Genomic DNA, 11,978 nt, shown 5'->3' with positions numbered 1-11,978 from the left:
GTAGAGAACTTCCTTCTTTTTTTATTACTTATGTTATTTCATATATTTAGAGAACAGTTCGCCTGCTCTTTTCGCAAATTCTTCCAGATCGATATTGGTTTTTCCCAGACGAGAATACCAATTTTTGACCGTATCTAATACCCATGATGGAATACTTTTACCTGATATTCGGCTATAAAATTGATAATAAGCCCATACCAGATGATCCCAACGCTTATCATCGCCTTTTTGAATATACTCGGATACATCGATTACTTTAGCATGTCCATTTTGGACAATGACATTTTTAAGATGAATATCCCGTGGATTCAGACCAATACTGCGTACATACTCTCTAGCCGCTTCTACATCCAAAATCACTTGCTCTGGTACTTCTATTCCTTGTAGTAAGCAATCTTGAAGAGTTGGCCCTTCTTCATAACTCATGACCAGATAGTTCGTTCCTCTACCATAACAAGTCGGAAAATACGGTGAACCTGCTAATCGCTCATATACAAAGACTTCAGATTGAATTTTATCAATTGCTTCAGGTGTAAAAAGCTTAAACGCATACTCTGGAACTTGATCATACGTAAATACAGCCGCATCTGTTCCTATGCCTATACACCTTGCTCCATCCGCATAACCGGATATAACAACAGGATCATTATCATCACTACCACTTACTCCTATACGGCGTAGCGCTTCTTCAGCTACTCTCCAATCGGATACCATCCAGATTGCCCCTCTCTTACCTCACATCAACCAATTACGGATTCATAATAAATATAACAATTTATACAGTATTCTAGACCATTTTTTTAAAGAAACCAAATTTTATTTTTAGATATGGAAATTTATACATTTCGACATTTTGTTTTCATTACGAATAGATTCCTGTAAAATAGATAAGACGGATCATAAAATGATTCTTTGACACATTTTTGTATTTGAAATGGAGGAATTTATCAATGTCAGATTTTCAGATCAAATTAGAACAGTACGCCGAACTTGCGGTACGGGTCGGTGTTAATATACAGCCAGGTCAGCGTTTGGTTATCAATGCTTCGATTGATGCTGTTGAATTTGTACGTATTGTCACCAAAAAAGCATATGAAGCTGGTGCTGTTCTTGTTAAAGTCAATTGGAGTGACGATCAAGTCGCACGTATGCGCTACGATCTGGCTCCAGATGAATCTTTTGAAATTGGTCCAAAATGGTATGCTGCTGAAATGGAAGAACTTGCTGAAGATGGCGGAGCTATTTTGCATGTCATCTCGGATGATCCTGATTTGTTAAAAGGTGTGAAGCCTGAGCGCATTTCTACGTATCAAATGACTGCTAATAAAGCACTTGCGAAATACCGTGAGTATGTACAATCTGAAAAATTAAGCTGGTCTATCGTAGCGGTTCCTTCTGAAGCTTGGGCTGCTAAAGTATTCCCTGATGTAGCAAAAGAAGATCAAATGTCTACTATGTGGGATGCGATTCTCAAAGCGGTACGTGTAGGTAATGGCGATGCGATCGAAGCTTGGGAAAAACACGTTGAATTGTTAAATACCAAGTCCAAATACCTGAACGATAAAGCATACAAACAACTTCATTATGTTGCACCAGGAACAGATTTGACGATTGGTCTTCCTGAAGGTCACTTATGGGCAGCAGCAGAAAGCACAAGTGAGCGTGGATTCTCATTTATGGCGAATATGCCAACAGAAGAAGTATTTACTGCACCTCTTAAGAGCGATGTTAACGGCTATGTAAGTAGCACGAAGCCTTTAAGTTATGGTGGTAACATTATCGACAATTTCAAATTAACATTCAAAGACGGTCGTATTGTTGGTGTAGAAGCTGAACAAGGACAAGATACATTAGAGCGTCTAGTCAATATGGATGAAGGTTCTCATTATCTGGGTGAAGTTGCCCTTGTGCCTCACAAGTCTCCTATCTCTCAATCGAACATTCTATATTACAATACATTGTTTGATGAGAATGCTTCGAATCACCTTGCAATTGGTAGTGCGTATGCGTTTAACTTGATCGGTGGTAAAGAATTATCCCGTGATGAGTTGAATGAACGTGGACTTAATAACAGTCTGACACACGTGGACTTTATGATCGGTTCAGGTGAAATGGATATCTATGGTATCACTAAAGACGGCGAAAAAGAACCAGTATTCCGTCAAGGCGAATGGGCATTTTAATTGAGTCTTTGTTATTATTTATGAAATAATAAAATAACAACTATAGTACGGATAAAAGACCTGTCATTTTATAAATGGCAGGTCTTTTACAGATATCCTCTTTTGATTTAGACTACATAGAACAGATTATCATTTGTATATCGGAAAGGAATTTATAAAGTCATGGAGTATTATATTTTGGAATATCAATATCCACGTAAAGGGTTTATTTCAGGAGGAGCTACATTTGTACCTGCGCTGGATGATTATTATGATCCGATCAACACAGAATTACTACCTCATACTACTGCTGATGTTACTTTAGATTTTAATTTGAGAAAAATGGATGTGGATTTTTTCTATACAGGTACACGGGCTACTGTAATATCTGATGCTTTCAAGCAACTTTTAGAACAATGGAAAGTGGTTGCACAATTTGTGCCGACAAAAGTTCACTATTATAATAATGTACCTGTATCTGGAACGTACTGGATTGCTCATAAGTTACAAGCGCTTGATGCTGTCCAGTATGAACAATCTCAATATGCTGGCAAAGCTATGGTTCTACGTTCTATCAATCAACCACCACGCCGAATAGCCAAAGGATTCGAAAAAATCGTATTAGACGAACAGAAAATTGGAGAAGCAGAATTGTTCACACTCGATTATACGTATATTTCTAATCCTATTATTTCAGAAGCACTTTATCAGGATATCAAACAGCATAAGCTGAAAATTCATATGACACCTGTAAGTGAATTTAGACCTTAATATAATAGGCAACTTAGATAATCTGGTAAAAAATAATAGACTCTATATCGTAAATAATTACAAAATAAGCTATCCTCTTCTATCCTCCTTATCAAAAAAGTGCTGACTCCCAAAGGAATCAGCACTTTTTTTGATTGTTGATGCAAGCAACTCGGAGTGAGCTTACCTGTTATAATAATCTATTATGGTTTGAGCACAACTTTGATACAGTTCTCATCTTTATTATCAAATACATTATAACCATGCTCTGCTTCATCTAATGACAGACGGTGAGTAATAATATCAGCAGCACTGAATTTACCTGTTTGAATTTGGTCGAACAACTCAGGCATGTAATGAACGACTGGAGCTTGCCCCATTTTCAGCTGAATATTACGTTCAAATAGATGACCGAATGGGAACTGGTTGTAATTCAAGCCGTATACGCCCGTTACTTGAATCGTACCGAATTTGCGAACAACATTACTCGCCAAATTTAAAGCACCCAAGCCGCCGCCTTGTAGCTTCAATGTAGTTTCGATTTTTTCCATCATTGATTTCTCTGCATCTAGACCTACACAGTCGATCACCACATCTGCTCCACCGCTTGTAAGTTCCAACAGGTATTTGTCTGCGTCGCCGACTTCTTTGAAATTGACGGTTTCTACATTGTTGGTACGTTTCGCATGAGCTAACCGGTATTCAACATGGTCTACAGCAATAACACGTTTTGCTCCTTTTTGCCATGCGAATTTCTGAGTAATCAATCCGATAGGACCGCAACCCAGTACAATCACCGTATCGCCTTTTTTCACGCCAGCACTTTCTACACTCCAGTACGCGGTAGGAATAACATCGGATAAGAAAAGAACGTCTTCGTCTGCTACTTCCAAGCGATCTGGAATCACGAAAGGCAAGAAATTACCATAAGGTACACGTAAGTATTCGGCTTGTCCTCCGGCAAATCCACCGTATGTGTTGGAATATCCGAACATAGCGCCTGTATCTTTTTCAGGATTTTCATTGGCGTTATCACATTGACTTTCCATTTCGTTTTTACAGAAGAAACATTCACCACAAGATACGTTAAATGGGATAATAACACGATCCCCTTTTTTCACTTTGGTTACTTCAGGCCCTACTTCTTCCACGATTCCCATCGGTTCATGACCGATAACATAATCGCCTTCCATACCTGGAATTTCACCGTTAAAGATATGCAAGTCAGATCCGCAAATCGATGTAGATGTTACACGAATCAGAATATCATCTTGTTTCTGCAACTTAGCATCTGCGACCTCTTTAACTTTTACTTTGCGTTTACCTTGATATGTTAGTGCCTTCACATTAATGTTCCCCTTTCAAAATTATAGTGGTTGAGTCGATATTTTTGTATTAACCAAACTTTTCCTTTTCTTAACAGGCGATTGATTATTAGCATAGTGGGGTAAATGGAGAATAGATCATCGATTTAACAAACATACTACAAATTTACGATAACTCGTCTTGAGAGGGGTAACACATAATGAAACACTTAAAATCTTCACAAATTGAGGAATTAAAAAATAGTTTATTAGAAGATAAAGAAGCATTGGAACGCCATTTCAATATGGAAAATGATACAGCAGATGGTCAAGTAGAATCCGAACTTGATTCTACAGGTGAACTTTCTTCTGTAGATAATCATCCAGCCGATCTAGGTACAGAAACATTTGAACGTGAACGCGATATGGCGATTGATGAAAATATGGATGAGAAGTTAGATCAAGTCAATGCTGCTCTACAACGTATCGAAGATGGTACGTATGGAATCAGTGAAATCAGTGGCGAAGAGATTCCTTTTGAACGTCTACAAGCTCTTCCATACACGACAATGCTAGTAGGTGAAAGTGCTGAAGAAGGCGGCGGTGTAAATGATTACCGTCCTGTAGAAGAAGACTTGATCACTCCTGCGGCTAAAGGTGCTGGAGAGAATCGTCAAAGTCATACAGGTAAATTCGATGACGCTGGCGCATGGCAAGCTGTCGAAGAATACGGTGTAGCTGATTCGCCTGCAATGTCTACGCAACGTGATGTAGAAAGCTATAATGAGCTTGCAGAAGGCGGAGAAAATAAAGACAACGGCACTGTAGAAGATATTGAGAAGTTCGCTGGCAATGATATCGAAGGCGGTCAACGTCATGTACAACGCGGCGAAGACTTGGATCGTTATGTAGCGGATGACGAAGGCGATACTGAATTACAAGTGAATGAAGATGACGAAGAAATCGATGCTGAGAGCGAAGAAGCGGATCGTCGTCGTTAAGATTATTTTCGGAGATATACATTATTTGAGATACGAATAATAATGTAACAATCCTATAAAGTAAAGACCCCTCTTATCTTTGTGGTAAGAGGGGTTTTTACTATTCTCTTTCGTATCAAAAGTTATTGCTATAGTGAAAAAATTTCTTTTATACTGCTATACTTTCCAAATCAGGCTGTAGCTTATTACGCAATATATAGAGCATCATCGCCCCTACTAGAAATGCAACCACATCTGAAATCACAAGTGACCAGACTACCCCATGAAACCCATTCATCTGATTAGCAATATACAACACAGGAATTAACGTGATTCCTTGAATAATAGACATAATAAATGCCGCCGTACCTTGAGCTGTTGCTTGAAAAATCCCTGTAAACAAAACGGTAATTCCTGTAATAAATAGAGATAAAAATGTAACATGCAAAATATAGCTACCCATTTCAATCAATTGCATATCGTTGGTAAATAATCCTATTAAATGATCTGAAATAAAATAGACGATAATCCCGAAAGTAGTAGCTAAAACCATAATCGCTTTCAGTGTAAAAGTAATGGTCTGTTTCATTCGTTCTTTATTGGCTACAAAATTAAAAGCAATCATCGGTACAACACCTTCACACAATCCCATTAAGATACATTCAGGAAATTGCAACAAACGTGATGAAATCCCAAACCCGGCTACAGCTTGTTCCCCGTATTCAATCAGAAAACGATTAAAAATTAGCGACATCGCTCCTAAAAACAGACTCATAATAAAAACAGGAACTCCGATTTTGAATACATTACTAGATATCTCTTTAGTGACTTTGAACGCTTTAATTGAAATCGTTAAAAATTGACTTTTGTATCCAATATGAAAGGCATAATACGCACTTGCTACCAGATTTGAAATAACGGTAGCCGAAGCTACTCCAATCACTCCCCAATGAAATACGAAAATGACCAATACATCAAGAATAATATTAACAATAACACTCAGAATCATACCGATCATCGACGTATTCGCTGCACCTTCGGAACGCACGATATTTTCTAACATAAAAAATAATAAAATAAACGGTGATCCCGCCAGCATAATCATCACATAGTCTTTGGTGAAGGCGAACGATTCTGCATTAGCTCCCAAAAATCGAACGATTGGATCTAAAAAAGGAAGTCCAACAGCTACAACGATCAAGCCAAGTATCAGACTCACGTAAAAAGCAAATGAAGATACATGCTTCACATCACTATACCTTTTTTCTCCTAGCAATCGAGAGATAAATGCTCCACTCCCTATCCCTATCAAATTACCTAATGCCATAATCACTGCAAATAAGGGCAATGTTAATGCAAGTGCAGTTAGCATCGCTGTATTATGAAGCGTCCCAATAAAATACGCATTTAAAATCGAATATACAACACTCATCGACATCCCTAACATCATCGGTACAGCAAAATGAGTAACCGATTTTACAATTGGAGCTTCTTCAAAATAATAAAGATTTTTGGCATCCATATGAATCACTACTTTCTCTTCTTATTTATGTGCTAACGAACAAAGCTACATTTTTAAATTTATTATCTAACATCGTTAGATAAGCCTTACAGTGTTAGATATTATCATTGATATCGGTATCTGTAAACAAAAACTTACACTGTTAGATTAAAATCAAAAAAAGGGATGTCAAACGAAAAAAATCGCTTCACATCCCTTGGATCTTCTATGTCACAGAAATTGTATATGTACACAGCAAAAAAGCAAACCACTTCTATAACAGAAGTCATTTGCTTTTTTACTTATAATGATGTTCAGGCTCCTGCCTGATTATGAGTTGTTGCGAATTGCGTGATCACTAATTTCACCCTTGAAATACGTTTCTGTTCCGTTTCTTCAATCACTAACAGATGTCCTTCATGCGCCACGCTTTGCCCGATTTGTGGAGGTAAAGATTCCACCCGGGAATACAGCCAACCACCAATGGTATCGTATTCTGTCGAATCCAAATCCAGTGAAAACCTTGTATTGATCTCATCAATTAACATCATTCCATCAATGGAGTACGTCATTTCATCAATAGGTTCTACAGCTGGACGCTCATGGTCAAATTCATCCTGAATTTCGCCGACGATTTCTTCCATAATGTCTTCAAGAGTTACTAGACCAGCTGTACCACCATATTCATCAATAAGGATAGCAATCTGTGTTTTGCCACGTTGCATCAGCTTCATCAGTTCACTAATCTTAATCGATTCAGGTACAGCTATAATGGGACGGATCAATTTGGCTGAATCTACACTTTGATAACGCATCAAATCTTTAATATGCACAAAACCGACAATATGATCTTTGTCGCCATCGCATACCGGATAACGAGTACGCATTCCTTCAAAAGCCAGTTCCAAATTCTCCTCTTTGGAACCGTGTAGACTCAGACAGATCATTTCTGTACGTGGGATCATGATCTCATGGGCGGTTGTATCAGCAAATTCGAATATATTATCAACCAGCGCCAGTTCGGTATTATCGATCAGTCCGCTCTTGTTGCTTTCCTTCATAAGTATACGTATTTCTTCTTCTGTGTGAGCCGAATCTTCTTCAGACACCGGAGCAATACCGAACATTTTGAGTAAAGCGTTCGCCATGCCATTCAACACCCAGATAAAAGGATACATCATTTTATGGAATAAGAGCATCGGTGCTGCTGTCCATAAGCTCACGACTTCCGCTTTGCGGATCGCTAGAGACTTCGGAGCAAGCTCTCCAAGTACAATATGCAATACCGTAATCACAACAAAAGCAATAACGATAGAGACAGTGTGTACAGCTACATCATTATTCCAGCCGAATGCCGTAAATATAGGTCTGATCAGGTCAGCAATCGCCGGTTCACCAATCCACCCCAATCCAAGTGATGCAAGTGTAATCCCTAACTGACAAGCAGAAAGGTAAGCATCCAGATTGTTTACGATCGTTTGCGCAAAGCGCGCTCTTTTACTACCACCATCGACTAATGTTTCTAATCGACTACTGCGAATTTTAACCATTGCGAATTCAGCCGATACAAAAAATCCATTGAGCATCACCAGAAATGCCACCAAAACTAAATTAAGTAAACTGGGTAAGGGGTCAGTCAAGTGTATATCCCGTACTGTCAAATTGATAGACAGTTACGGGTTCACCTCCTTCGTATATTTGTTTTTTGAATTTGCAGCCACATCACGTGCACCGTCATTTTCCCAAGTGTCCTCACTCCCTTCGTTTAGTTATGTATGATTATACATGTTCCTTACTTTATTATATCGTCTCAAACCCTCCCGTCAAATGCTCTATTCATCCGATTACAAATCTTTTACATAGATAATCATTTCTCTTAACATCCTGTATTTATACTGAACCACGTAGCAAGAAGAACAACATGTAAGCAAAAGATGAAAGTGAGGTAAGTGTTAACTTGGATAAAACGCCTGTAGTTTCAATGAAACGTTCTGTTCGAAAAACTCGTTCTATCGTGCGCTATCCCCGTCAGACTCGCCGTTGGAATGAATATATACTTGCAGCTATGTTTTTAGCTCCTTCCATATTGCTGTTCGGTATATTCCTTTTTTATCCGCTGATCAAGTCCGTATATCTGAGTCTACACTCCACTACACCTCGCGGAGATGTTGCCAAATTTGTAGGGTTCAAAAACTTCACAAATTTATTTACATCAGATACTTTTCTCAGCAGTCTGTGGGTAACTACTCAATTTATGTTGTTTACTGTACCGACAACATTGATCCTAGCATTGATCTTAGCTGCATTTTGTCGAAGCCGTATACGCGGTAGCCGTATCTTCCGCTTTATTTTCGCTTTACCTTTAGCGATATCGGTGAGTACGGGTTCTGTCATTTGGATGGTTCTATTTCATCCGACACTGGGAACATTAAATTATTTCCTTAGTATAGCTGGCTTACCAACTATCAATTGGCTTACTGATCCGAACTGGGCTTTGATCTCAATCTCGATTATGACCATCTGGATGAATCTAGGATTCTTATTCATTCTATTATTAGGTGGTATGGAAGGCGTACCTGAAGATATCTATGAAAGTGCACGTATGGATGGAGCTAGTCCAACGCGTACTTTTGTACAGCTCACTTTACCATTGATCTCGCCTACCATTTTCTTTGCCAGTGTCACCTCAATGATTGGTTCTTTTCAAGCGTTTGGACAGATCAATATTCTGACCAAAGGTGGCCCAATGAACAGTACGAATGTCATTGTTTATAACTTATATCAAGATGCGTTTATGAATTTCCGTTTTGGGACAGGAAGTGCGCAAGCATTGGTCTTATTCGCCATGATCTTAATTCTAACGCTTATTCAATTCAAATTTGGTGAAAAGAAGGTGCATTACCAATGAAACAAGGTCTAGTGCGCACAGGAACAGCCTACTTCTTTATGATTGTGGCTGCGGCACTTATACTTTTGCCTTTCTGGATCGCCGTTTCTAATTCATTTATGACTGAATCGGAATCAGCTACATATCCTCCACGATTTTTACCGTCAGGTATTCATATCGATAATTTTATAACAGTCATGAATAATATTCCGATTATTCGTTTTATTGTGAACAGCTTTTTGACCAGTAGTATTATTACGGTCGGTAATCTGATTACTTCTTGTATGGCTGCTTATGCGTTTGCTTTTCTACGGTTTCCCGGTCGTAAAATCTTATTCGGTCTATTTATGGCTACGATGATGATTCCGTGGGAAGTGACTGTGATTCCGAACTATCTAACCGTTCGTAGTTGGGGCTGGCTTGATTCGTATCAAGGATTAACTGTTCCTTTTCTAGCGACAGCTTTTGGAACATTTCTAATGCGCCAATTCTTCTTGCAACTGCCCAAAGAATTAATGGAAGCTGCTCGAATAGATGGTTGCGGACATATTCGCATTTTCGCTTCACTGGCTGTGCCGTTATCGATGCCAGGGCTTGCAACACTAGGGATCTATTCTTTCCTTAATCACTGGAATATGTATCTATGGCCACTATTGATTACGAATAGTGAAAGTATGCGTACGGTTCAGATTGGTATTAGTATGTTGCAATTTGCAGATGTAACCGCATGGAACGTTGTTATGGCTGGTATTGTGTTGGTGATGCTCCCTTCTCTTGTTCTTCTTGCTGTAGGTCTAGGTCGTCTTGTAGGCGGTCTAACAGCAGGTGCACTGAAGGGCTAACTCATAGATTATCTTTTCAAAATTTGTTCAACTAAAAGGAGAATACGAAAAGAAATGAAAATCAATCGTTCGCGTCAAACATGGAGTTTGCTTAGTTTATGCCTATTTTTATTCTTAGCAGCTTGTGGTGGAGGTCAAAGTACAACTGGCTCTACAGCAGCTACAGGTACAACAGCTGATGCAGCAAGTGAGACTTCTACAGGTCCTGTAAAAATAGTCTGGTGGCATTCGATGAGTGGCGATTTGAATAAAGTAGTTGATGAATTAGTTAAAAAGTTCAACGATTCTCAAAAAGATGTTCAAGTTGAAGCTATTTTCCAGGGCGATTATGATGCTAGTATTAACAAATTCAAAACATCTATGGGATCAGGAAGCGGCCCTACCATGCTTCAGACTTATGATGTAGGTACACGTTATATGATCGATTCTCAAGCGATCACACCGATGCAACAATTTATCGATGCCGATAAATTTGATACTTCACAGTTCGAACCAAACATTTTGAAATACTATACTTTTGATAATCAGCTGTATTCTATGCCTTTTAATACATCTAACCCGATTTTCTACTATAACAAAGATGCTTTCAAAAAAGCAGGTCTTGATCCAGAAAATCCTCCTAAAACATTAGATGAATGGGAAGCAGCAGCTAAAGCATTGACTAAAGATGGACAAACAGGAATGTCATTACCAATCTACGGATGGTTGATGGAACAAATGTTTGCAAGCCAAGATGCAACATTGTTGAATAACGATAATGGACGTACAGCACTTGCAACTGAATCTCAATTAGGTTCTGAGCCGGGTGTAAAATTCTTAACATGGTGGAAAAAATTGATCGATGAGAAATACATGCTTAATCTAGGTCGTAAAACAGATGATACGAAAAAAGCATTTGCTGCTGGTCAAGTAGCGGTAACAATGGATAGTACAGCTTCACTTCGCGGATTGATCAGCTCCACAGAAGGTAAGTTTGAAGTAGGAACGGCTCCATTGCCTAAAGTGGCTTCTAGCGATATTGGTAAAGGTGGCGTGGTTATCGGTGGTGCAAGTCTTTGGATTATGAATGACAAATCCGCAGCAGAACAACAAGCGGCATGGAAATTTATCAAATTCTTAGCAGAACCTGAACAACAAGCGTACTGGCATGTAAACACAGGCTACTTCCCAATTACCAAAGCAGCTTATAACGAAGATTTAGTAAAAGAAAACATGAAGAAATATCCACAATTCGAGACTGCTGTAGATCAATTGCACAATACCAAAATTGATACAGCTACTCAAGGTGCAGTAATGGGCATCTTTACTGAAGCTCGTCAGTTAACAGAAACAGCAATCGAAGAAGCACTTAACGGTTCCAAATCACCACAAGCAGCGCTAGACGATGCAGCTGCACAGATCACACAGAAATTAAAAGATTATAATGATACAGTTAGCCCATAAGCAATTGCATAACCAATAAAAGTAAGCACAAAAAAAGAAGCGTTAGTTCAATGGTTGCTCTTAACCACTGGATTAGCGCTTCTTTTATTTACTTTAGTATTAATCTATT

Annotated in this window: 10 protein-coding genes; 6 read left to right on the top strand and 4 right to left on the bottom strand. The window is 38.7% G+C overall.

Annotation, left to right across the window (positions count from 1 at the left end; genetic code table 11):
- Nucleotides 1-33: 33 nt before the first annotated feature.
- Nucleotides 34-714, bottom strand: coding sequence for a serine/threonine protein kinase (locus tag RCP16_RS07085; RefSeq protein WP_069328818.1), 681 nt, complete (start codon nucleotides 712-714; stop codon nucleotides 34-36).
- 236 nt (nucleotides 715-950) lie between these two features.
- Between RCP16_RS07085 and RCP16_RS07080 the strand changes: the two genes are divergently transcribed.
- On the top strand, nucleotides 951-2,183 hold the full coding sequence (locus RCP16_RS07080; RefSeq protein ID WP_137221837.1) for an aminopeptidase: 1,233 nt from the start codon (nucleotides 951-953) through the stop codon (nucleotides 2,181-2,183).
- A 162-nt stretch (nucleotides 2,184-2,345) separates the two neighbouring features.
- Nucleotides 2,346-2,933 carry an imm11 family protein gene (locus tag RCP16_RS07075; protein ID WP_308641997.1) on the top strand — a complete coding sequence of 196 codons (588 nt, stop codon included), beginning with the start codon at nucleotides 2,346-2,348 and terminating at the stop codon, nucleotides 2,931-2,933.
- A gap of 182 nt (nucleotides 2,934-3,115) precedes the next feature.
- Here the strand turns inward: RCP16_RS07075 and RCP16_RS07070 are convergent, their stop codons facing one another.
- Nucleotides 3,116-4,258 carry a zinc-dependent alcohol dehydrogenase gene (locus tag RCP16_RS07070; RefSeq protein WP_069328815.1) on the bottom strand — a complete coding sequence of 381 codons (1,143 nt, stop codon included), beginning with the start codon at nucleotides 4,256-4,258 and terminating at the stop codon, nucleotides 3,116-3,118.
- Nucleotides 4,259-4,437: 179 nt separating this feature from the next.
- Between RCP16_RS07070 and RCP16_RS07065 the strand changes: the two genes are divergently transcribed.
- The gene (locus RCP16_RS07065) at nucleotides 4,438-5,217 is read left to right on the top strand and encodes a TraR/DksA C4-type zinc finger protein (protein ID WP_273594068.1); all 780 of its coding nucleotides are present in this window, start codon (nucleotides 4,438-4,440) and stop codon (nucleotides 5,215-5,217) included.
- 148 nt (nucleotides 5,218-5,365) lie between these two features.
- On the opposite strand, the gene RCP16_RS07060 is transcribed toward RCP16_RS07065, so the two are convergent.
- Both RCP16_RS07060 and RCP16_RS07055 read right to left on the bottom strand, forming a co-directional pair.
- Entirely contained in the window at nucleotides 5,366-6,718 is a 1,353-nt protein-coding gene (locus tag RCP16_RS07060; RefSeq protein WP_308642457.1) for an MATE family efflux transporter, read from the bottom strand.
- 293 nt (nucleotides 6,719-7,011) lie between these two features.
- A complete protein-coding gene (locus tag RCP16_RS07055) occupies nucleotides 7,012-8,337 on the bottom strand; it encodes a hemolysin family protein (protein ID WP_069328823.1) in 1,326 nt (441 codons plus the stop codon).
- Nucleotides 8,338-8,678: 341 nt separating this feature from the next.
- Between RCP16_RS07055 and RCP16_RS07050 the strand changes: the two genes are divergently transcribed.
- Genes RCP16_RS07050 through RCP16_RS07040 form a run of 3 tightly spaced genes read left to right on the top strand, consistent with a single transcriptional unit; the run spans nucleotide 8,679 to nucleotide 11,869 of the window.
- Nucleotides 8,679-9,605, top strand: a complete 927-nt coding sequence (locus RCP16_RS07050) for a carbohydrate ABC transporter permease (RefSeq protein WP_137221829.1) — start codon at nucleotides 8,679-8,681, stop codon at nucleotides 9,603-9,605.
- Entirely contained in the window at nucleotides 9,602-10,426 is an 825-nt protein-coding gene (locus tag RCP16_RS07045; protein WP_069328813.1) for a carbohydrate ABC transporter permease, read from the top strand. Before RCP16_RS07050 ends, RCP16_RS07045 begins: the two co-directional genes overlap by 4 nt.
- Before the next feature lie 54 nt (nucleotides 10,427-10,480).
- A complete protein-coding gene (locus tag RCP16_RS07040) occupies nucleotides 10,481-11,869 on the top strand; it encodes an ABC transporter substrate-binding protein (RefSeq protein ID WP_069328812.1) in 1,389 nt (462 codons plus the stop codon).
- Nucleotides 11,870-11,978: the final 109 nt, after the last annotated feature.

It is taken from the genome of Paenibacillus nuruki (genome assembly GCF_963311185.1).
Taxonomy (GTDB): domain Bacteria; phylum Bacillota; class Bacilli; order Paenibacillales; family Paenibacillaceae; genus Saccharibacillus; species Saccharibacillus nuruki.
Note: the sequence above shows the minus strand (reverse complement) of the source record. Positions and strands in the feature narration are given on the sequence as shown.